Genomic DNA, 22,348 nt, shown 5'->3' on the forward strand with positions numbered 1-22,348 from the left:
AAGCAAGATCAAAAGCCGTCAGTTTTTGAAAAACATGAAAACTGACGACTTTTTTGAAAGGTATGAATAATTCAGGAGTTAACATATACTGTAAGAAAGTGTCGGCTTTTAGCTGATACAATAGATGGGAAGGCGTTTAGCAATGACCTGGTCTCAATGGTTTGTCACTCCTGCAATCACCAGCCTGTTCTTCCTGCTGGGCGTGTTGACCCTTTATTGGTTTCTCACTAACCAAATCATTCGGTTCCTCAAAAAACGCGGTCGCCACGCAGACACTGTCAAGATTCGCACCAACGTGGGGGTCGTCTACATGGTGCTGTTAAACCTAGGTGTTCAGCTGGCCGTCAACGGGACCACTAACAGCTGGGTGTTTATTAACTTTCAAATATTTGCGATTGTCTTCGTCAGTTACTTCTTACAACTGAATGTTCGTCTCTGGGAATTGGTTGTCGCCGTACTCATGTTCATGGGCCTCAACGGGACCTTTACCTACTTACTCTCATGGCTGTACGCCATCGTACTGGTCGGCCTCTTCTACGTGATGAACATCGTCCGCAAACACCGTCACCACAGTTGGGTGGATTACCTGGACTATACGGTTGCTTCACTGGTGGGGTCAACCCTGCTCTGGGGCATCGTGGGTAGACGACTCAGTCTCTCTACCCCACTAGTCCTGTGGGAACTACTCTTTAGCTTCTTTATTTTGTCAATCATGTACGTCTACGTGGATTCCCTGATGAGTGGCGCGGCTACCCTGGCGCAACTGACGTATACCACTAACTATGATGAATTAACGAAGGTCAAGAACTATTTCTCCTTTAAAAATGACTTCAGTGAACTGTTCCAGCGTAGTAAGATCACCGCACAACCATTGACCTTGATGCTATTCGATATCGACCACTTCAAACGGGTCAACGATACCTATGGTCACTTGACGGGTGACTACGTATTGAGTCACACGGCTGCGCTGATCAGTATGCAGCTACAAGAAATCGACCCCCACCTACACCTCTACCGGACGGGTGGCGAGGAGTTCACGATTCTCTTCAACAATTACACGACTGACCAAGCCAAGGTCCACGTCCAAGCAATTGCCGACAGTGTTCGTGAAGCTGAGTTCCAACACAATGGTAATAACATCCACGTCAGCATTTCCGTTGGCGTCACGCAGTTACAAACGGCAGACGAAGGCCAACTCGACGTCTACCGGCGCGCGGACCAGAGCCTGTACTTCTCAAAACGCAATGGTCGTGATCAGGTCACATTTGGCTAAAACAATAGCTTTTAACTGAATACCAAAAACGCTTGTCCCCTGCCTGATTGGCGGTGGGACAAGCGTTTTTCGTTCTTGAATTTACACTTTAAGTGCAACACTAATTAAATAAAGAATGGCCCATGGCCAAATTTCTGTAAAATGATGTTTGCGAAAACAATCATGAAAGGAATTTAGCCATGGATCACTACAAGCATATTACCATAGATGAACGGGAAACTATCTTTTTAATGAGGAATCATGGAAACTCACTTCGTGAGATTGCCAGCCATATCAAGAAAAGTTACTCAACCATTTCTCGAGAATTAAGCCGTAATTCTACTGGTAAATCCTATTCACCTTCGAAGGCTCAGGAGAAGTACAAACAGCGCAAAGGCAACTGTGGCAGAGTCTCTCTTTTGAGTAATCCTCAGGTGTTTGAAGTGGTGAGAGAACACTTCTGCGAAGACCTTTGGTCTCCGGAGGAAATATCGAATCGCTTGGCAGTCGAAAAGTATCCGGTGCAGATCAGTACCACGACTATTTACCGTGGGATTTTCAATGGCTTATTTGATAATTTGTTTAAATCTGGCAGCTCTAGTGCCGTGCGCCATCTAAGGCATCACGGCAAGTCTCGCCACAATAAAGCTTATCAAGAAAAGCGAGGCAAGATTCCAATCCCCAACAAGATTCATGATCGTCCGCGAGAAGCTGACAACCGTGTAGAAATTGGTCACTGGGAAGGTGATACCGTGTTAGGCAAAAGCGGAAAGGCTTGTGTCGTTACATTGGTTGACCGAAAATCTCGTTACCTGCTTATTGGTAAAGCTGCTAAAAGAACTTCAGAAGCAGTCACGGATACTTTGAGCGACTTAATGAAGCTATGGCCTGGTAGATCGTTAACGATTACCCCGGATAGGGGTAAAGAGTTTGCCAAAGTTCAATGTTTAACTGATAAGTTTGGTACGCCCTTCTACTTTCCCGATCCTCACTCTCCTTGGCAACGAGGAACTAACGAAAATACTAACGGCTTGCTTCGCGAATATTTGCCAAAAGGAACTGACCTTGATTCAATTACTGACCGCCGGATACAAGCATATGCAGAACAAATGAATAATCGTCCCCGTAAATGTCTCGGATGGAAAACGCCTTATGAAATATTCTTTAATGTAGTGTTGCACTTAATTTGACAATTCAAGTTTATAAAAAAGATTATAAGATTAATATGGTGAATTACCCGGACGGTTATGGTAAAGTAGGCTTACCAAAAAAGATGGGTGGTGGCACCATGAATTTGTTTGGACAATCGCCAATACACGCGCAACGCCTCGCCATTTTATCAACCGTCGTCTTGAGTCGGTCGCTTCCTGTGAAACGCCCACCTAACGTAAAATACCGAAACTGTAGCCCACTAAACCTAGAATGAAGACGCCGAGCAGCAGCCATAGTGGCTTGACGTGCCGGCGCAGTAACCAGACACAGCCCAGTGTCAGCAGTAAGGGAATCAGTCCTGGTAACAACTGATCCATCAGCGACTGTAGGGACAGTTCAGCGTGGTGGCTGGTGGCCACGATGGGGGCTAGTTTGACCCGCGTCCAGCGCGGAATAATGGCCCCCATGACAAACATCCCCACGATGGAAGCCCCTAACGTCAGCTTTTGTAGCACCCCGCTACTAAGAAAAGTTACGACCTTAAGTCCCTGACGATACCCCCATCGCTGCGCACACCAGCGAAAGGTCAGCCGCGCCAGGTTCCAACCAATAAAGAAGACTAACGGACCGACGATGCCAAAGCCGCTCAACGCCAGACTCGCCGCAAACGCACTGAGAATTGGCCGCCACGTGCCCCACCAAACGGGGTCGGCCACGCCCGCCAGTGAGCCCATCATGCCCACTTTGACGGCACCGATGTCATCCGCCGACACGGGCTTACCGTTGGCCCGGTCTTCTTCTAGCGATAACGTGACCCCGGTAATCAGTGACTGCATGTAAGGCATGGTATTGAAGAGTGCCAAATGCCGTTCGGCAGCTTGTCCGGCCTCAGTTTTGTCCGGATACAGTCGCCGAATCGCCGGAATCATTAAGTAACAGAAACCTAGATTTTGTAACCGCGGATAGTTCCACGCCGCCTGTTCCCAACCCGACCGGCCAAAGACCCACAACTGATCCGTCAGCGTCAATTGCCGCGGTGTCGTATTTTTTGTCGTCATCAACGCATCCTCCTAAAGATCATCTAATTCCCGGTCTAAGTCGTCCTCGGCACTCGGTGGCGTCGGTCCGTTTCCTGACTGCGAATCGTGTGGTGCTTGCAAGCGCAGATACAAAATGGCTAGTGCAACGCCGATCAGTCCCAGGGCCACTAGGCTGAGGTGACTGTCCGTGCCCAACGCAAAGCCAATGCAGAAAAACGGCCACAGTTGCCGTGTCGCCATCATATTGATGACGATGGCAAAGCTGACGATGACTAACAGGCCGGCCGCCACGTGTAGGCCACCCCGAATCGTCGCCGGTAACGCCTGAAAACTCAGCTGAATCCACGCCGTTGGCAGAGCCATCAAGACCGCCGTGGGAATCATGACTCGCAAGCCTTGCAAAACCACACTACTGCGGTGTAACCAGTCAATTTTATGTAAGTTTCCCGCCGCGGCCGCCACATCAGCTTGGGTCACTAACGGAATGATCAAGTGCCGTAAGCCCCGCGTTAAGCCCTGCCCAATCAAGGCCAGAGGAATGGCTAGAATCACACCTGCGGCCACGGGCAGGTGCGCCGGGCCACTGACCCACCAAGCGGCAACAACGGCTGCTAGGGCCGGATCAGGCGCCACAGCCGCCCCGATGTTCATCCACCCCAGCGTCACCAGCTGTAGTGAGGCCCCCAGGGCGATGCCACTCACGAGATTGCCCGTCGCCAGGCCGACCAAGGTACAGGCCACGATGGGTTGGTGGAATTCCCACTCATCGACGACCCCCTCAATTCCTGCCAAAAAGGCAATGATTAAAATTCCCCAGATGCTCATCCGTTGCTGACTTCCTTTCTCATCAATATGAGTCACCGCAAAAACACCCCGCTCAGGTGGGGGTGACCACCGAGTGAGGTGTTACGACAAACCCTTTTTAGCTGCTAACTTTAAAAACGCTTGTTTCCGATCTGTTGGTACCGTCTGGGCATAGACTTCGACGCCAGCCGCTTCGAGTTGCTTGGCCGCCGCAACGTCATTGGCATCAGCCGCAACGCTTGGTGTGAGCATGACCTTGCCAGCGGTATACGCCAGATTGCCGACGTTAACGCCGGTCGTGGTCAAATCAACACCCTGCGCGGCCAACGCCGCCATCTCTGCCAACGTTTCCGTCAAAATAATAGGTTGAAACCCGTCAAAGCGCGCGTCTTGATAGATCTGAGCCATCTTGGCCAACGTAATTACATTGGCCTTGGCTTCGGCCGGCGCGGCTTGGGTAATCAGCACCTTACGCAATTGGTCTTGGGCCACGGCATCCGAGACGACCAAGATGCGATTAGGCTGGACCGTCTTCGTCCACACCGTCGCAATCTGGCCGTGTAACAACCGGTTGTCGACTCTGGCCAATTTGATTGTCATCGTCATAGTAAGTCATCATCTCCCGTATCCGTATGCAAGTCCAAATGCCGAATGCCACCCTGCGCGGCCCGTTCCAAGTGTGGAATCACTTCGGCCAGCGTCTGGCTCTGAATCGACAGGGCTTCGATCAACATCGGTAAGTTGAGCCCGGCTACCAAACCGTACCGGTCGGGATGCTGGGCCACGACCCGGCTGGCAGCGTTAAATGGTGAGCCACCCCACAGGTCCACTAAGAATAGGAGCTCCGTAACGGGTTGCATATCGTCGATGGCGGCCTGATAATGATTCGCCAAGTCTTCGACACTTTCATCGGCTGCTAAGGTCACAGCCATCACTTTTGCTGTTTTACCGAAAATCATTTCGGCACTCTGTAAGATACCACGGGCAAATTCACCGTGGCTCGTGACGATTATGGCGAGCATTCTGCCACCCCTTCATCAATTCCGCGAATTTTAAACTCTAAATTGCGTCTGCATTTAATATAGCATAAAAAAGCGGTTCCAGCTAGCACTCCCGAAAAACGGTGAGTCCGGCTGGCAGCTTACAGCAATTCCAGCATCGCGCTGGGCGTGATGAAGCTTACGTCCGGCTTGAAATCAGTTGGCGTCCGGCCGTTCCACGCCGCGAACCCAAAGGTGACATGCGCTGCGGCGGAGGCATCGGCGTCATACACCGTATCGCCCACGTACACGGTATTTTCCGGTTGTGCGCCCAGCCGTTTCATCGCCAGCAAAATGCCGTCCGGCGCTGGCTTGCCATGCGCAATGTCTTCAGCGACAACGGCTTGGCTAAAGTAGCCGTCGAGTCCGGCACTGACCACATCGCGGTCGTATTCATACCGTTGCTTGGAGGTCATGATGGCCAACCCCGCACCCGCAGCCCGTAAATCGGCCAACGCTTGCTTGACCCCCGCATAGACGGCAACGGTATCCCGGTATTCTTTCGTCCGCGGCCCCCACTCCGCTAAAATGCCATCAACATCTGCCAATTTCAGCCGAATCAAGGCATCACGACTGGGAATGCCAAATGTCTTGGCCAGCTCCGCGTACTCCCGGTCGATTCCCCGGTCATGTAAAACGGCTTGCAGGGACTTCATGTACATGGCTTCGGTGTCTAAGAGGGTCCCATCAATATCAAAGATAAAATTTTTCATGTAGACTGGTCTCCTTAGTTTTCAATCATTTCAATTTTCAAAGAAAAAAGGTGCGGCCATCGCTGACCACACCCTAGTTTATCATGCTTTACCAGCGGACTCTAATTTTGGAGACGCTGAAACCGAATTAATCGGTACCAGGTCATTATCAGCTGCTGCAAGTGCTTCTGGATCTTTGCCCGCAGCCACGTCTTCAGCCCGTTGCAGGTTGCGTAGTTGCTTGACCGCCCGAATCCAAGAAGGAATCAGGATAGCACAAGAACCCAACCAGGCTAACGGTTCCGCCGAAACGGCCCCCGCATAACCTAAGGCTTCGACCATGAACAGGGCCGCGAAAACCCGCATGGTCAACTCGCCCACTCCGGCTAAGGTCGGCAATACCCGGCGTCCCAACCCTTGGAGTGTGTTCCGAATGATAAATAGGACACTTAACAAAAGGTAGGTGCTCCCAATAATGTTGAAGTAAGTCTGAGATAACTGGATCACGTGCTCGTCGGCTGTCCCGATGATCAGTGTGACGATCGGCTTGCCGAGGAGAATGACCAACCCGCCCGCAAAGACGGCGAAGCTCCCGGATAACCAGAGGGTCTTCTTGACCCCTTCCATGATACGACCGTACTTACCGGCACCAAAGTTCTGCGCCGCGAAGGTTGCCATGGTCACCCCGAAGGAAGACATCGGCAGTGAACACAGTTGGTCGACCTTGGAGGCCGCCGTGGAAGCAGCCACGGAGTCCGTCCCCAAGGAGTTCAAAGCGGCCTGCATGACCATCGTCCCAATCGCGATGATGGACAGCTGAAAGCCCATGGGCATCCCCGTGGAGAAATGTTGCCACAGCTCGTCGAAACCGAATTTAAAATCTTCCCGCGAAATATGCAGCAGCGGGATGGAACGAACAATGTAGCCCACACACAACAGTGAGGCCACAACTTGAGAAATCACCGTTGCCCACCCGGCACCGGCAACTCCCATGTGGAAGACCAAAATGAATAATAATTCTAAAATCACGTTCACGACGGTCCCAATCACCAGGAAGATTAGCGGCGTCCGAGAATCACCCAGTGCCCGAATGATGTTAGATAACAGGTTAAAGGCCATCGACGCAAAAATCCCGGCAAAGATGGTACTGATGAAGATACGTGCGTTCGCAAAGATTGAAGCGGGCGTTTGCATTAACTTTAAGATAGGATCGACAAAGGTTAGTGACAGGACCGTCAGGACGATCGTCATTAAAATAGAGATAATGATGCTCGCCGCAAATGACCGCCGCACACCCTTGTAGTCGCGGGCGCCAAAGCGTGTGGCCGTAATAATGGCCAGCCCCGCGGTCAGTCCCTGTGCAAATCCAATGATTAAGAAGTTGATCGAGCCAGTAGCCCCGACCGCGGCCAGCGCTTTAACACCAAGGGTTTGCCCCACGACCACTGTATCAGAGACGTTATATAATTGCTGGAATAAATTACCAATCAATAATGGAATCGTGAAAAAGAAAATAAGTTTCAGGGAATTGCCCTTGGTTAAGTCGCTCATATGCCGACCTCCTTCAGAATTTTTGGTCACTCAAAATGACACAAGATAACAACTATAACGCGTTCACTGGTGCTTGTCACCAATTTTGTTTGCAAATGCCAGTAGTCGTCGATTTAATTTCCAATCTTACGCTTCTCTTAAGGATTTTTGAAGACCCATTTTCAATGAAAACGATTGCGTGGTGAAAATGTTATCTGTTTGTCATGTTTCAGGCTAGATGGTCTTTGCCATCCCCCACCCGTTTTTTCCGAGAACAGTGTAATTTCAATTTTTTCTGAATAACTCGCAACTACTTTCAAATAAACATTATCAGCACGAGTAACCCGGATGCAACATAGAAAAAAAGAAACTAGGCCATTATAATCAGCTTCTTTGGCTTATATCATACGAGGAGGATTAACGATGTTAGTAACTTATCCTGCACTTTTTTACTATGACGATTCTGTAGATACAAAATATTCAATTTACTTCCCAGATTTCAAGAACTCCAGTACACTAGGCACCGATATTTCAGATGCAATGTATATGGCTTCTGATTGGCTAGGCGTGACACTTGCCGGAAACCTTGAAGATGGTCTTGCTATTCCAAATCCATCAAATATAAACCGTCTCTCTTTAGACGGCGATGACCCTTTCAAAGATGATCATGACTTTGATCTAGTCTACGACAAAGAAAAATCATTCATATCTATGGTTACCGTCAACGTTTCCAATTACCTAGACAATCAAAAACTGATTAAGAAAACGCTAACGATTCCCCGCTGGGCTGATACATTAGGTAAAGATATGAATTTAAATTTTTCAGAAACTTTGACTGATGCAATTGCTGCAAAGAAATTCATTGAATAGGCATTCTTCTAAATAATAGCGCCTTAAAAGAATTGTGCCCTCCCTAATCATCTGAACAAATGACTAGGGAGGGGCTTTTACTTTCCCGACTAACAAAAAAGCCTCAACCAAAATGGTCAAGACTTTCCGTAAACCTCTGATGCGGCCAAGAAGATTCGAACTTCCACCCGGATTACCCGGACAAGATCCTTAATCTTGCGCGTCTGCCAATTCCGCCATGGCCGCATTAACTCACAAGAAATAGTATACCAAATGATTCCGCACCTGACAATATTTTTTGCAAGTTAATTCAAAAAAGTTTTCTTTATGCATCGGTGAGGACGGTCGCGCCGTCCGGATCGAGGTCGATGATGCGCAGGCTACCAGCCAAGTCGCGTTTTTCCAGCTTGGCACGCAATAGCGTTAGCTGCGCCGCCGTGCCAAAGGTGACGACGGTTGGCCCCGCCCCACTCAGGTATGTGCCGGTGATGCCCAACTCGTGGGCTACGTCGCGAATCTGGTTCAGTTCAGGTACCAGTTGTGAACGGGCCTGTTCATGGAACTCGTCGCGCTCAATCATCTTTGAAGCCAATTCCCAATCCTTAGTCAGCAGCGCTGCCACCAAGACGTTGGCCACACTGCTGGCGTGGACCGCCGTGGCTAACGGTAAATCCTTGGGCAGTGCTTCGCGACTCTTGCGGGCGAGGAGCTTTTGACCAGGGATGAAGACCAAGACTCGCAAGTCGGGTAATGGTAGCTTGATAGCCTTGGCCGTGTCGCCATCGGTGGCGGCCACTGCGGCTTGGCCCATCAAGGCAGGCGCCACGTTGTCCACGGCACCACCGAGTTTGACCGCCCAATTTAACTGTTCGGGGATGGTCAAATCCATTTCGCCCAATTCGTTAGCAATCTTGATTCCAGCGATAATGGCGCTGGTCGAACTGCCCAAGCCTCGGGATACCGGGATATCTGACATCACCGTCAATTGGTGTGCCGGCAAATCCGGGTTGACCTTCAACGCCGTTTGGACCATCAGGTTATTTTCGTCACGGGGAATCTCCGTGCCCAGCGCGTGGTTGACCCGCCATTTTTCCGTTTTTTCTTCAATAATCACCGTTAAATACAGATGCAATGCCGCCCCGATTGAATCAATGCCGGGGCCTAAGTTCGCCGCCGTTGCGGGAACCCGAATAATTGTTTTACCCATCCTATCAACCTCCTATGCTTGCGGCCGGGTGACCGCAATCACCGTTTTTTGCCATTGGAGCCGCCCGTGACACCGACCGCAGACCATCTTGGTGACGTCGATGCGGCGCGCGCGATAATATTTCTGCTGGCACCGGGCGCACACGTAAAGCTGCCAACGTCGCGGACGCGGTTGGGCGTTCGGCGGTGCTGGGGCGAAACGCAAGCCACCCACCTGCTGTAGCAATTGCTTGAAGGCCGCCGTGCGGTGCTGCCCGGACTGGCCCGCCAAGTTCAAATGATAATGACACAGTTCATGTTTGATGACGCCAATCAACACAGCCGCATCGTGTTCCGTGTACATTTTTGGATTGATTTCCAAGTTGTGATCACGCAACCGGTAGCGGCCGCCCGTCGTTCTCAAGCGGGCGTTAAACATGGCGTGGTGGCGAAACGGTTTGCCAAAACTTTCCAGCGAAATGCGCTCGACCAGCCGCTGTAACTCTTGATTAGTCATGTTGCTCAGCTCGCATTGTTAATTGAATTCGGTGACGATTCTCGTCGACGCTCAGGACCCAAACCGTCACGACATCGCCAATCGTGACGACCGTGCTGGGGTCACTAACGTAGTGGTCAGCCAGCTGAGAAATGTGGACCAGGCCGTCTTGCTTGACGCCAATGTCCACGAAAGCCCCAAAGTCGACCACGTTGCGGACGGTACCTTGTAACTCCATCCCTGGTTTCAGGTCTGCCATGGTCAAGACGTCTTGCCGCAGCAAGGGGGCTGGCATGCTGTCGCGCAAATCACGACCGGGCTTGCCCAAGCCAGCAATGATGTCGGCCAACGTTGCCGCGCCAATCCCCAACTGTTCCGCCCATTGTGCCTGATTCAACTGGGCCAACTGTTGCTGGAGCTTGGGCGTACCAATCTGCCCGTCCGGTGCCAGTTGCGTCAAAAGCTGATGGGCCGCCGTATAGCTTTCCGGATGAATATCCGTATTGTCTAGCGGTTCGCGACCACCGATGATACGGAGGAAGCCCACGGCCTGCTGATACGCCTTGGGTCCCAGGCGCGGCACCTTCTTCAACTCCTGCCGCGCGGCAAACGCACCATTTTCATTGCGGTAGGCCACGATGTTTTGCGCTGTCGTTGCCGTTAGGCCAGAAATGTGCGTCAGTAACTCCGGACTAGCCGTGTTGACGTTGACCCCCACCTGGTTGACCGCCGTCTCCACGACCCGGTCCAGTTGGGCATCCAACGCCTTTTCGGGCACATCATGCTGGTACTGCCCCACACCAACCGCTTTAGGGTCGATCTTGATCAGCTCGGCCAGCGGATCTTGAAGACGCCGCCCAATGCTCACGGCCGACCGTTCCTCAACGTGAAAGTCGGCGAACTCGGCACGGGCATTGGCGCTGGCGGAATAGACCGACGCCCCGGCTTCATTGACCAGGACGTAATAGACTGGGTGATCCAGCGTCTTCAAAATGTTGCTGACAAACTCCTCGGATTCCCGGCTAGCGGTCCCGTTGCCAATCGCAATCATTTCAACGTGATATTTCTCCAGCAATTGCTTAAACGCCGGCCCCGCGGCTGCCCGGTCTTTGGCCTTCGCCGGCTTATGCGGGTAAATGACCTGCTTGGCCAGGAAACGGCCGTTAGCATCCATGATGGCTAACTTGCACCCCGTCCGGTACGCCGGGTCAAAACCCATCACGACCTTGCCCTTCAGCGGTGCCTGCATCAACAGGTGGTACAGATTGTTGCCGAACACCTGAATGGCGTGTTCATCGGCTTTTTCCGTCAGTTGTCGGCGCAGTTCCCGCGCAATGGCTGGACCCAAGAAGCGCTTGTAGGCATCCGCAAATGCCGCCGTCACCTTGACCACCGCTGGGCCGTGGTGTTGCCCGACTAATCGGAAATGTCCATACTGCAAAATGGACGCCGGATCAACGGTAACACCGACCGACAGAACTTTCTCGCGCTCGCCCCGGTTGATAGCCAACACCCGGTAAGGCGGAATCTGCTTGAGTGACTGACTAAAATCGTAGTATGTGGCGTAAACTTGTTGCTCATCATCGTCGGCCGCCCCACGTTTGCGTTTGCTGGTCAGCTCACCATGTTGCCAGGTGTACTGCCGAATCCATTCCCGAAACGCCGCCTGCTCGCTAAACGTCTCCGCAAGGATCTCGTGAACGCCGGCCCAAACTGCCGCGAGGTCCGGCAAATCCTTAGCCGGGTCGACAAACTGTTGCGCCTTGGCATCCAATCCCGTGGCTGGAAAGCTCAGCAGCCATTGCGTTAGCGGCGTTAACCCCGCTTCTCGGGCAACGGTCGCCTTGGTCCGTCGTTTTTGTTTGTAAGGCAAATACAAGTCCTCGACCTGTTGGAGCACCGTGGCATGGGCCAAATTTTGCCGCAACGCCGGGGTTAATTTACCCTGCTCATCAATAATCTTCAAAACTTCTTGGCGCCGTTGATTTAATTTCATCAGCCGGCGCGCCTCATCTTCGATATCACGAATGGCGACTTCATCCAAAGACCCCGTCCGTTCCTTCCGATACCGGGCAATGAATGGCACCGTGTTGCCTTCGTCTAATAGGGACAGCACGGCTTGAATCTGCTGCACCCGGTACTGCGTCAATTGTTGCTGCACCGGCTTGGCGAGCTCACTAAGCGCCGTTTCTGTTTGTTTCGTTGCCATGCAACCCCTCCGTTACTTTTTCTAAACGATATACCTGCATTATACCATGCCAGCGGGTCTCTCCGTCCGTTTGCGCCCAAACAAAAAGGTCACCCCACAAGTTGTGAAGCGACCCCGTTATTTTACGACTTAGTCACTAAACCCAAAATCACATAGTGCAACCTGCCCGCCTACCGTTCGCTAAATATGGGCCGGGACGCGGTGGGCGGACGGGTCGAGCCAAAGATCGGTCTCGACACCTCGCCTTTGAGCCGAAGGTCGCGTCTCAAAGACGCCAGTTTCCTAATCAGCACGAACCGTGCCGCTTAGGAAACTCCCACGGCTGAACCCATATTTAACGAACTCTCGGCTACGATAGCTGTAATCAATTCTAACGTAGTTTACTGTCCAGCCGTCCAATCACGTTCGTGTTGCCCGAGTGACTTGTTGCTTCGGCCTCCTTGGACTCGACGGCGATTCTTTCCAAACTTGGACTATCACCCGTAGTGTGCCACCAACTTGCAGATTCAATCAACTGTTGCTGACCAATCGCCAATGTCAGCCGTGAGTGGTACGAAATCTAGGCTCAGCCGGGGAATTTAGTAGCGACTTGTGCTGCTAAATTGGTGTATTTGAGACAGTGATTTTCTGGCTCAAATCAAGGTCCGAGACCGCACTTCGGCTCGGACCGTCCTCCCCCAGCGTTCCAGCCTAGATTTCGTGCCACGGTAAGGCGGCCAGTCCCCACCAGAGTTGTCTACATTGGGCTGGTCATGATCCGCTGGGTAGCGGCCGTGACCTTTTCCATGGCATTTTCTTGCGTCTTTTCGGCTTCGTCAAAAGCGGCGTTGTCGACGGCTTGGTGCTCCACGTCGATGCTGTCGGTCATGGCTTGGCATGCCTGCGTGTAGGTCCGGTAAGCGGCGACCAGTGACTTGTGCTTACCCAGCACACGCACCGGTACGTTGGCCTGTTGGAGCTTGTTTAGATTGTCTTCGTAGCTGTCCGTGCCCCGTTGGAAATTGTCAGCCACCTTTTGCAGATCAACTTGCGACAGGTCACTGACCGTGTCGTTGTCGATAGCGCCACGCATCTTTTCAAAGTCGGCATTCATTTGTTCCGCGCCGTCTTCGGTGGTCTTCAAGACCCCAGAGAGCACTTGGATGTAGCCATTCATATTATTCTTCTGTAAATTGTTTCTTGCCATAGGTACTCCGCCTCCGTAAATTAATCCTGCCAGAACGTATCGTAGACGTTCACTGGCAAATGACGCTTGTGCGCGGTCTTGCGGTACCAGCCCTCGATGCGTTCCGCCGCGGCCGTAGCCACCGGCTTGCCTTCCAGGTAGTCATCAATATCTTGATAGCGAACGCCCAAGGCCGCTTCATCGGGCAGTGCTGGCCGGTCTTCTTCCAAATCAGCCGTAGGCACCTTTTGATACAGGTGTTCCGGCGCGCCCAGGTAGCGGAGCATGGCCGCACCTTGGCGCTTGTTCAGCCGCCAGATTGGGCAAATGTCCGAGGCACCATCCCCGTACTTCGTGTAGAAACCCGTGACCGCTTCGGCCGCGTGGTCGGTTCCCACGACGGCCCCGTTGCGTGCCCCGGCAATCGCGTACTGGGCGATCATCCGCTGACGGGCCTTGATGTTGCCCTTGTTAAAGTCACTCACAGTCTCGTGGTTGGCCGCCACTGCCGCCACCGTGGCATCCGTGGCCGGCTGAATGTTGACCCGTTCCACTTCATCCGCGTTCATGAAGTCGATGGCCATCATGGCGTCATCTTCATCGGCTTGCTCACCGTATGGCAGGCGCACCGCAATGAAGCGGTAGTCGTTGTCGCCCGTTTCCTGGCGCAATTCCGTGACGGCTTGTTCGCACAGTAATCCGGTCAACGTCGAATCCTGACCGCCGGAAATGCCCAGGACCAACGTTTTCATGAAATCATAGTGCTTGAGATACGCCTTTAAGAAGTCCACGCTCCGCCGTACCTCCGTTGCCGGATCGATTGACGGTTGGACCTTCAACGCTTCAATAATTTCTTTTTGCATAGCACGCATAATACTGCCCCCTAGATTTGGGCGATGCTATTCTGGCATCGTCTGAACGTACGTGTGAATATCCTTGATGATGGCCATCTTGTGGTCCCAGCAATCCTGTGATAAATCGACGGGATACTTTTGCGGGTTCAAGTCCCGTTTGTATTCTGGCCACAGGTTCGCTAAGGCACCGCGACACCGGTCACGCACGGCCGACAGCGTTGGTAATTTGTAGACCAACTCACCTTGATCAAAAATGTTTTGTAAGATGGGCCGGGCATTGAAGTCGTTGACGGTCTTGTTGATGTAGGTGTAGCTGGGGTGGAACATGAACAGTGAGTCCTCATTGCGCGGATCCTCATCGATCAAGGCCACGTAATCCCCTTCCGTCTTACCGTCCGCCTTCTTGGTGATGCGCCAAACTTGTTTCTTGCCAGGCGTCGTCACCTTCTCGGCGTTGTTGGACAGTTTGATGGTGCCCTTCATCTTACCCTGATTGTCTTCAATGGCAACCATCTTGTAGACAGCTCCCAGAGCGGGTTGGTCAAAGGCCGTGATCAGCTTGGTCCCAATGCCCCAAACGTCGATCTTGGCGTCTTGCATCTTGAGACTTTGAATCGTCTTTTCATCCAGGTCATTGGATGCGTAAATTTTAGCGTTCGGGAAACCAGCCTCGTCTAGCTTTTGCCGTACCCGTTTGGATAGATAGGCCATATCGCCAGAGTCGATGCGGACCCCTTGGAAATTGATCTGGTCGCCGAGTTCTTGGGCCACCTTGATGGCGTTCGGCACCCCGCTCCGCAGCGTATCGTAGGTGTCGACTAAGAACACACAATCATGGTGCGTCTTGGCATAGGCCATGAAGGCGTCGTAGTCGTTGCCATAGGTTTGGACCAAGGCGTGGGCGTGGGTCCCACTGATGGGGATACCGAAGATCTTACCGGCCCGGACGTTAGACGTCGCGTCAAAACCGCCGATAAAGGCTGCCCGGGTGCCCCAGATAGCCGCGTCAAACTCCTGCGCACGCCGCGTTCCGAATTCCATCAATGCGTCATCCCCGGCCACGGAACGAATCCGCGCGGCCTTGGTGGCAATCAAGGTTTGGTAATTGATGATGTTCAAGATGGCCGTTTCCACCAATTGGCAGTCAGCCAGCGGTCCCTCCACCTGTAACAGTGGTTCGTGCGCGTAGACCAACTCGCCTTCCACGGCCGAGCGAATCGACCCGCGGAATTTGAAATTCGCCAAGTAGTTTAAAAAGTCTTCGGAATAATCTTCAGCTTCTCGTAAGTAATCAATATCCGTTTGGGAAAAATGCAGATTTTGGATATAATGAACAATGTGTTCCAAACCAGCGAAGACCGCGTAACCGTTTTTAAACGGCATTTCCCGGAAAAAGACTTCAAAGACCGCGTGTTTGTCCGCGATTCCTTGTTCGAAGTAAGTTTGAATCATATTGATCTGGTAGGCATCCGTGTGCAGAGTCATACTGTCGTCAGGATACAAATTCGTCATAATGAGCTACTCCCTTAGCTGGTTTTTGAGCCGGATTTAATGGTCTTAAATTTAATTTCAATAGCTTTATTTTAGCATGAAACAAACAGAGCGTCATACAATTTAATGCGGCACCGGGGGCTTAATTCGTTCTCGTGCCAATCTTGAGAGGAGTCCCCCTATGCAAACCACATTTCCGACCGTCACCGTGCTTGACTTACCCTTCGTCAAAACCACGGCAGCAGCCTTATTGCCTGTCTTACAACAACGGATCACCGACCATCAAAACACCTTCGTGGTGACCGCCAATCCGGAGATCGTCATGTACGCGCATGAACACGCTGAGTACCGCGACCTCCTGTTGGGCGCCGACTTCATCACACCGGATGGGGTCGGTATCTTGGATGGGGCGAAGATTCTCAAACAGCCCTTGCCCGAACGCATCACCGGGTTCGATACCTTACAGGCGCTGTTGGCCTGGGGCAGTGACCAGCATCGCTCGGCTTACTTTCTCGGTGCCAAGCCAGAAGTGATTGCCCAGCTGAAACCCATTTTGGCCCGCGACTATCCCGGGTTGGTCATCGCCGGCATTCACGACGGCTACTTCCAGGATGAAGCGCCCATCGTGGCCGACATTCAGGCCAAGCAACCCGACATGGTGTTTGCCGCGCTAGGCTTTCCCAAGCAAGAACAATTCATTCACCGCTACCGTCACGTGACCAAGGGCTTGTGGATGGGCGTCGGTGGTAGCTTCGACGTGCTAGCTGGTGCGGTCGTCCGCGCCCCCAAGTTCTGGCAAGACCACCATTTGGAATGGTTCTACCGGACAGTGACGGACCCCAAGCGGCTGAAACGCATCGCGGTCATTCCCCACTACCTGCATCTCGTGCGGCAGCAGGCCAAGCACCAGCGGTAACGTCGGCGTTTGACCGCCTACCGTCCGCCAAATATGGGTTGGAACGCGGTGGGCGGACCGGGCCGAGCCTGAGAAGCGGTCTCGGCCTCGCTTTGAGCCGAAGGTCGCGTCTCAAAGGCGCCAGTTCCCTAAGCGGCCTGAAACATACCGCTAAGGGAACTCCCACGGCTGAACCCATATTTGGCGAACTCTCGGCTACTGCGGTGTTATCAGTGGCAGGTTTACCAGCACAATTAATATTTCATCTAGGCTAGCGTGACTTGGCGCTGGCTTTTTTGTTTTCGAATAATCTTCACATGGCAAGCACCCTCAGCATAGGCTGCGCTCCGGCAAATTTTCACTGCAGCCAGATGACTTGATTTCACCAGGGCAACTTGCCAAAAAAGGAGCCGAACCACCGTCCAGCCCCTCATATTTACTTTTCCAAATAAAATTCAAACCGCTCGCCCACGTACTGGGTCCGCACATATTCAAACGGCGTGCCGTCTTGCAAATACGTCACCTGGCGCAGCCGCAAGATGGCGTCGCCGCGCTTGATGTTCAGGTATTCGGCGATGCGTTCCGACGCTGACATGGCCGAAACCGTTTGTTGGGCCTTGCCCGGGTTCAGTTGCTTCTTGTCCTCCAATGCTCGGTACAGTGAACTGGTGACTTCCTTTTTATTCAGGCCGTCCACCAGCTTTTCGGGTACCGTGGCCACTTCAAAACAGATCGGCACGTCATCGCCGTAGCGAATCCGTTCCATCCGTAACACCTGGTCGTCCTCATTGAGCTTTAGCTTTTCAGCCTCGCTCAAAGACGGATTCATGACGTGATACGAAATCGTCTTGCTGGTCGGCTGCTTGCCTTGGGTCAACATTAAATCAGTAAAACTAGTGACCCCAGACATTTTTTCCTGGACCTTTTGGTTGGCGACGTAGGTCCCAGAACCCACTTGGCGCTCCAAGATGCCTTCGTCGACCAGCGTTTGAATGGCCTGGCGAAGCGTCATCCGACTCACATCAAAATCACGAGACAACTCTCGTTCAGACGGAATTCGATCGCCAACCGCCCATTTTCCGGCTTCAATTGCACGTTTAATGTCATTATGAATTTGAATATAAATCGGTGAACTCACAGCACCCAACGTCCCTTCTCAAATATCTACAATTGGTTTATTTGATGAGCTCCTGCATGTTGCGGCCCAAACTATAGGTCGTGTCCACGTGGAGATCACGTGTTAACAAGTTTAAATCGGCGTCGCGGCCGGGAAGTAACTTGCCCTTTTGGGTCAGGCCAAATTCCTCGGCTTGGTTGACAGCGCTCATTTGCACGGCGTCGTTGACGTCACAGCCGGTAAAGGCGATGACGTTGCGGAAGGCCTCGTCGAACCGTAAGACGGAACCCGCTAAGTTGCCGCTTTCCAAGCGAGCTTGCCGGTCCTTGACGATGACCTTTTGGCCACCCAATTCACTAACGCCCTCGGGCATCCCCTTGGCACGCATGGAATCGGTGACTAATTCTAGCCGGTGTTGACCCTTTTGTTCGTAGGCCAACTTGATCATGTCCGGCACGATGTGGAACCCATCGCAAATTAATTCACAAAATAGATTGTCTTCCAACATTGCGTGGCCCGTCACACCGGGTTCACGGTGCCGCAACCCCCGTTGTGCATTGTACAAGTGGGTCACGTGCGTTGCGCGACTTTCCAGTAATTGTTCTCGCGTGGCGTTGGAGTGACCGACAGATGGCACGATGCCGTTAGCTAAACAATAGGCTTCAAACTGCTTGGCCCCGGCGTCTTCTGGCGCGTAGGTAATCAATTTGACCCGGTTGCCAGACAACTGGTTCCACCGGTCCAATAGGTCAACGTCGGGATCCTTGATGTACTTCTCCGGCTGTGCACCCTTGAAGATGGCCGCGATGAATGGCCCTTCCAAATGAACGCCTTGAATCAACGGATTCCGTTCGGCAGCCACCGCAATCCCTTGCATGGCGTGGTCGATGGCGTCATTGGACTGCGTCATCGTGGTCGGGAAAATCGAGGTAATGCCTTCTAACGACATGAGATTAACCATCTTATCAATTTGGTCAGGGTCCCCATCCATACTATCATATCCATAGCCCCCATGGCTATGCACGTCAATAAATCCGGGAACAATCGTCTTGCCAGTCACCACGTGAATCTCATCGGCAGGCAATGGCCGGAAATCAGCAACGGGGCCGACCGCTTCAATCTCTTGGTCGAAACGAATAAACCCATCGGGAATGACCGCATCACCGGTGTAAATCTTCGCGTGTTTTAAAACAATACTCATGAGTCTCCTCCTCATCAATTATAACCTTCAGTCAACACTGTTATTATAATCGGTATAGACCAAAAAGGCAACTCACGCGACTGGTAATTTTTTATTTTTTCTTGCGGGATTGTGAACATTAAATCAGTCCACGCCACCACCTGCGGCTGTCAGAGATTCCGGTAGCTATGGGGAACACGCTGTAAGCTGAGAAAAAAAGCTCAGCTAACACCGTTGTCACAGCAACCTACATCTCTGACCTCCTCCGATTACGTCGATGATTACCCACAAAATTAGCAGAGAAATCGCTGAAATGGCAACGTACATCCACATTAGTGGACAACCTACCACGTAGCCGTGAGTGAGCTAAATTTGGACTCAGTCGTGGGCGTTTGCAAGTGGTCTGCTTGGAAACTGGCGTCTTCGAGACGCGACTTTCGGCTCGAAGCGAGGTTGAAGACCGCCCTTTGGCTTCGACCGGTCCTTCCCACAGCGTCACGGTCCAAATTTGGCGAACGGTAAGGCGGCCAGCCCCCGCTACAATTAATTCTACGCCGGACCACCCGCATCGCGTTTGATGGTCGCGTCGATGCCCTTGACCACGGCCGTCATGAAGCCAGCCTCTTCCATCGCCAGCAACCCCGCCACGGTACTGCCACCGGGAGACGCCACTTGGTCGATCAGGGCAAACGGAATCTTGTCGCTGGCCAGGACCATTTTAGCTGACCCTAACGTTGCCTGGGCCGCAATCTGCGTCGCCTGGTCCTTACTAAGGCCGTGCTTGACCCCAGCGCGACTGAGGCTGTCGATGAAGAAGTCGATGTAGGCCGGTGAACTTCCCGCCAGCGCGCTGAACACGCCAAATTGGTCTTCGGCCAGCGCGGTCGTCGAGCCAATCGTGTTGAAGACCCGCAGCGCAGCAGTCAGATTATCCCCGGTCAGTTGGTCATTGGCGGCCACGGCGGTCATCCCCGCCCCGACCTCGACATTGACGTTGGGCAGCGTCCGTAAAATCGGGACGTTTTCGCCCGCCACGTTTGCCAGTTGTTCCAAGCTCAGCCCAGCCACGATGGAGATCAGGACCTTGTCACCGTCGGCCAGTTGCGGTTCAACTTCTTGCAAGACGTCGACAGCCACGTTGGGCGTCACGGCTAGCACCACGAGGTCACTGGCCGTCACCACGTCGGCGTTACTGGCAACCGGGGTCAACCCGTGCGCCGCGGCATAGGGACCGTAGCTTTCTTGCCGGTGGCTATGGACCACGATGTCCGCTGGGGCAAAGGTCTTGGCCTGCAGCAAGCCGCCGATAATGGCCTGAGCCATACCACCGACGCCGATAAATCCAATCTTCATTTTGCTTCCTCCTTGGATAAGTGGTCCTTGAACCACTGGTTGATGCGGTTTAAACGTTCAATTCTTAAATTCGGTAACCCGGAGCGCGACAATTCGTGGTTCGACTTCGGAAAGAGTACCAGTTGCGTGTCCACGCCGGCTTCCTTCAACCCCACGAAGAACTCTTCGCCCTGCGTCGTTGGACAACGTAGATCCTCTTCGCCGTGCAAGACCAGGATTGGTGTCTTGGCTTGGCGAACGTAGGCCAACGGCGAGAAATGCCATAGCCGATCGATGTCGCGCATGTCTTGTTTCAACTCCCACGGCGTGAAGAAATAGCCGATGTCACTGGTGCCATAAAAGCTGATCCAATTGGCGATCGACCGTTGCGTCACGGCGGCTGCGAACCGATCCGTGTGCGTTTCGATCCAGTTGGTCATGAACCCGCCGTACGACCCGCCAGTCACGCAAAGTTGGGCGGAATTAATCGTCGGGTCAAGCTTGAGCGCCGCGTCGACGCCGAGCATCAGGTCTTCGAAGTCGCCTTCGCCGTAATGGCCAATGACGGCCGTTTCAAAGTCCTGGCCATAACTGTTACCGCCGCGCGGGTTGATGGTGATGACGCCGTAGCCCTGGCCGGCCAAGAACTGTAGCTCGTGATAGAAGCCGTAGCCAAAGTCGACCTGGGGGCCACCATGTACGTACAGAACCGCCGGATGCCGAGGTGCTGGGGTGACCGGTGGGAAATACCAGCCTTCAATCTCCCAGTCGGCCGCACCCTTAAATGTAAAGCGTTGTCCGGCCACCAGTGCATGTCTAGCCTCATAGGTGGCATTGGGGTTCACCAGTCCCCACTCATCACCTGTGGCCACGTTAAGGGCCTTTAAACGGCTCACGCTGGTCATGGTGGTCTCGGTGAAGACGATGGTGTTGGCATCCACCACACTGAAGTCGGTGATGGCCCGGTCGCCACCCAGCAAGGTCTGGGGCTGCGCGTTATCTGCGAGCTGTTGACTGACCAGGCTGAGGCGCCCGTGGGCATTTTCCAAGGTCACAAAAGTCTGGTCATCTAGCCAGGCGACAAATTGGCCGGACTGGCGCTGTTGGCTGTCGACCGCCAGCATATCGCCGACCTCGACGTCGCGGGGCGCGGTCAGATCCGTTAGGGTGTCCGTCCGCAAGTCGCTGAGCCAGGCGTGGAACTGCGACACGTTAGGGATGTGATTGTCCTGGCCCCACATCAAGACGCGATGGCCATCCGCCGCCAACTGGCCCTGACCAAAGGACCCGGCTGCCAGTTGCGCGTTTAACAGGCGCTCAGCGGTGCCATCAAAGGGATGCCAGTACTCGCCAGTGCTAAAATCATGCTCGTCGTCCGGCAAGCGTTTGGCATCAAATAATAAGCCGTCTGGGTTGGCCGCCGTCACGGTAAAGGGATGCTGCCGTTCTAACACCACGGATTGGTCCCGGCTGGCACACTGGTAGCGAATACATTGATACGTGAGGCCTTGAGGCAATAGGCCCTGGCCGTTTTGTTTGTATTGTAATTTGTCGACCACCCGCACGCTTGGGAGCTTGGTGGGTTTGGCCGCGCCCGTCGTGGTCTGAAAGTAAAGGACGTCAGCGTCAGCTTCCCAGATCAGCTGACTGATGTCGGCATCCCCACGGGTAATCTGTTCAGGTGCGCCGCCGCTTAACGGAACCAAAAACAATTGGCTGTGGTCCGCCACGGTCCCAGTAAAGGCCAAATACCGCCGACTGGGGCTCAACGCCAGCTCACTGACGGTAATGCCGGCCGGACTCCACCGCCGCCGGTCACTGCCGTCAGCCAGTTGGACGCTGTAAATGGCCGCTTGACTGGCATTTTCCTGCTGGTCTAGTTGACTCTCCACGTAATACACCCGTTGGCCATCACTGACTGGTTGTGCCAGTGGTCGCAAGGCAAACAGGTCTTCCGGTTGCACAATCGTTGCCATGATAAGACCCCCACTTTCTTTGACAAATCCACAAATGGTCTGGAGCAATTATTAATTTGACTTTAGCGAAGTTCCGCGGGATTGTCAAT

General features: G+C 53.0%; 20 protein-coding genes and 1 tRNA gene. 4 read left to right on the plus strand and 17 right to left on the minus strand.

Annotated features, from left to right (window positions below; genetic code table 11):
• Positions 1-142: 142 nt before the first annotated feature.
• Both NGM66_RS12395 and NGM66_RS12400 read left to right on the plus strand, forming a co-directional pair.
• Complete coding sequence (locus NGM66_RS12395; RefSeq protein WP_208910639.1) at positions 143-1,273, plus strand: GGDEF domain-containing protein; 1,131 nt, start codon at positions 143-145, stop codon at positions 1,271-1,273.
• A 179-nt stretch (positions 1,274-1,452) separates the two neighbouring features.
• Positions 1,453-2,442 carry an IS30 family transposase gene (locus tag NGM66_RS12400; protein ID WP_004561985.1) on the plus strand — a complete coding sequence of 330 codons (990 nt, stop codon included), beginning with the start codon at positions 1,453-1,455 and terminating at the stop codon, positions 2,440-2,442.
• Between the two features lie 192 nt (positions 2,443-2,634).
• Here NGM66_RS12400 and NGM66_RS12405 read toward each other — a convergent pair whose 3' ends face one another.
• The 6 genes from NGM66_RS12405 to NGM66_RS12430 all read right to left on the minus strand — a co-directional run bounded on the left by NGM66_RS12405 (position 2,635) and on the right by NGM66_RS12430 (position 7,531).
• Positions 2,635-3,462 carry a PTS system mannose/fructose/sorbose family transporter subunit IID gene (locus NGM66_RS12405; RefSeq protein ID WP_208910641.1) on the minus strand — a complete coding sequence of 276 codons (828 nt, stop codon included), beginning with the start codon at positions 3,460-3,462 and terminating at the stop codon, positions 2,635-2,637.
• 12 nt (positions 3,463-3,474) lie between these two features.
• A complete protein-coding gene (locus tag NGM66_RS12410) occupies positions 3,475-4,305 on the minus strand; it encodes a mannose/fructose/sorbose family PTS transporter subunit IIC (protein WP_258115751.1) in 831 nt (276 codons plus the stop codon).
• A gap of 45 nt (positions 4,306-4,350) precedes the next feature.
• Positions 4,351-4,854, minus strand: coding sequence for a PTS sugar transporter subunit IIB (locus tag NGM66_RS12415; protein WP_208910643.1), 504 nt, complete (start codon positions 4,852-4,854; stop codon positions 4,351-4,353).
• The gene (locus tag NGM66_RS12420) at positions 4,851-5,270 is read right to left on the minus strand and encodes a PTS sugar transporter subunit IIA (protein ID WP_208910645.1); all 420 of its coding nucleotides are present in this window, start codon (positions 5,268-5,270) and stop codon (positions 4,851-4,853) included. The genes NGM66_RS12415 and NGM66_RS12420 overlap by 4 nt, the downstream gene beginning before the upstream one ends.
• A gap of 119 nt (positions 5,271-5,389) precedes the next feature.
• Positions 5,390-6,001, minus strand: coding sequence for an HAD family hydrolase (locus NGM66_RS12425; RefSeq protein WP_208910648.1), 612 nt, complete (start codon positions 5,999-6,001; stop codon positions 5,390-5,392).
• Between the two features lie 81 nt (positions 6,002-6,082).
• On the minus strand, positions 6,083-7,531 hold the full coding sequence (locus tag NGM66_RS12430; RefSeq protein WP_258115752.1) for an MATE family efflux transporter: 1,449 nt from the start codon (positions 7,529-7,531) through the stop codon (positions 6,083-6,085).
• A 402-nt stretch (positions 7,532-7,933) separates the two neighbouring features.
• Here NGM66_RS12430 and NGM66_RS12435 point away from each other — a divergent pair, with 402 nt between their 5' ends.
• Positions 7,934-8,380: a type II toxin-antitoxin system HicB family antitoxin gene (locus NGM66_RS12435; protein WP_208910649.1), complete on the plus strand. Its 447-nt coding sequence runs from the start codon at positions 7,934-7,936 to the stop codon at positions 8,378-8,380.
• Between the two features lie 140 nt (positions 8,381-8,520).
• Here NGM66_RS12435 and NGM66_RS12440 read toward each other — a convergent pair.
• From NGM66_RS12440 to NGM66_RS12470, 7 genes are all read right to left on the minus strand, one after another.
• Positions 8,521-8,605, minus strand: a tRNA-Leu gene (locus NGM66_RS12440).
• 79 nt (positions 8,606-8,684) lie between these two features.
• Positions 8,685-9,566, minus strand: a complete 882-nt coding sequence (gene thrB, locus NGM66_RS12445; protein WP_208910653.1) for a homoserine kinase — start codon at positions 9,564-9,566, stop codon at positions 8,685-8,687.
• A 12-nt stretch (positions 9,567-9,578) separates the two neighbouring features.
• Entirely contained in the window at positions 9,579-10,061 is a 483-nt protein-coding gene (locus NGM66_RS12450) for a SprT family protein (RefSeq protein ID WP_208910656.1), read from the minus strand.
• On the minus strand, positions 10,054-12,249 hold the full coding sequence (locus NGM66_RS12455; RefSeq protein WP_208910658.1) for a Tex family protein: 2,196 nt from the start codon (positions 12,247-12,249) through the stop codon (positions 10,054-10,056). Before NGM66_RS12455 ends, NGM66_RS12450 begins: the two co-directional genes overlap by 8 nt.
• Before the next feature lie 736 nt (positions 12,250-12,985).
• Positions 12,986-13,435: a hypothetical protein gene (locus NGM66_RS12460; protein ID WP_208910660.1), complete on the minus strand. Its 450-nt coding sequence runs from the start codon at positions 13,433-13,435 to the stop codon at positions 12,986-12,988.
• A 20-nt stretch (positions 13,436-13,455) separates the two neighbouring features.
• On the minus strand, positions 13,456-14,286 hold the full coding sequence (gene nadE, locus NGM66_RS12465) for an NAD(+) synthase (RefSeq protein ID WP_208910662.1): 831 nt from the start codon (positions 14,284-14,286) through the stop codon (positions 13,456-13,458).
• A gap of 27 nt (positions 14,287-14,313) precedes the next feature.
• Complete coding sequence (locus tag NGM66_RS12470) at positions 14,314-15,780, minus strand: nicotinate phosphoribosyltransferase (protein WP_208910664.1); 1,467 nt, start codon at positions 15,778-15,780, stop codon at positions 14,314-14,316.
• Positions 15,781-15,940: 160 nt separating this feature from the next.
• Here NGM66_RS12470 and NGM66_RS12475 point away from each other — a divergent pair, with 160 nt between their 5' ends.
• Complete coding sequence (locus tag NGM66_RS12475) at positions 15,941-16,675, plus strand: WecB/TagA/CpsF family glycosyltransferase (protein WP_208910667.1); 735 nt, start codon at positions 15,941-15,943, stop codon at positions 16,673-16,675.
• A gap of 415 nt (positions 16,676-17,090) precedes the next feature.
• Here the strand turns inward: NGM66_RS12475 and NGM66_RS12480 are convergent, their stop codons facing one another.
• The 4 genes from NGM66_RS12480 to NGM66_RS12495 all read right to left on the minus strand — a co-directional run bounded on the left by NGM66_RS12480 (position 17,091) and on the right by NGM66_RS12495 (position 22,259).
• Entirely contained in the window at positions 17,091-17,792 is a 702-nt protein-coding gene (locus NGM66_RS12480) for a GntR family transcriptional regulator (RefSeq protein ID WP_125577605.1), read from the minus strand.
• Positions 17,793-17,829: 37 nt separating this feature from the next.
• Complete coding sequence (gene nagA, locus NGM66_RS12485; protein ID WP_208910671.1) at positions 17,830-18,972, minus strand: N-acetylglucosamine-6-phosphate deacetylase; 1,143 nt, start codon at positions 18,970-18,972, stop codon at positions 17,830-17,832.
• Between the two features lie 528 nt (positions 18,973-19,500).
• Positions 19,501-20,304 (minus strand): pyrroline-5-carboxylate reductase, encoded by an 804-nt coding sequence (gene proC, locus NGM66_RS12490; RefSeq protein WP_208910672.1) that lies wholly within the window; start codon positions 20,302-20,304, stop codon positions 19,501-19,503.
• Positions 20,301-22,259, minus strand: a complete 1,959-nt coding sequence (locus tag NGM66_RS12495; RefSeq protein WP_208910675.1) for a S9 family peptidase — start codon at positions 22,257-22,259, stop codon at positions 20,301-20,303. Before NGM66_RS12495 ends, proC begins: the two co-directional genes overlap by 4 nt.
• Positions 22,260-22,348 lie beyond the last annotated feature (89 nt).

The sequence above is a fragment of the Levilactobacillus yiduensis genome, from assembly GCF_024718525.1.
GTDB classification, from domain to species: domain Bacteria; phylum Bacillota; class Bacilli; order Lactobacillales; family Lactobacillaceae; genus Levilactobacillus; species Levilactobacillus yiduensis.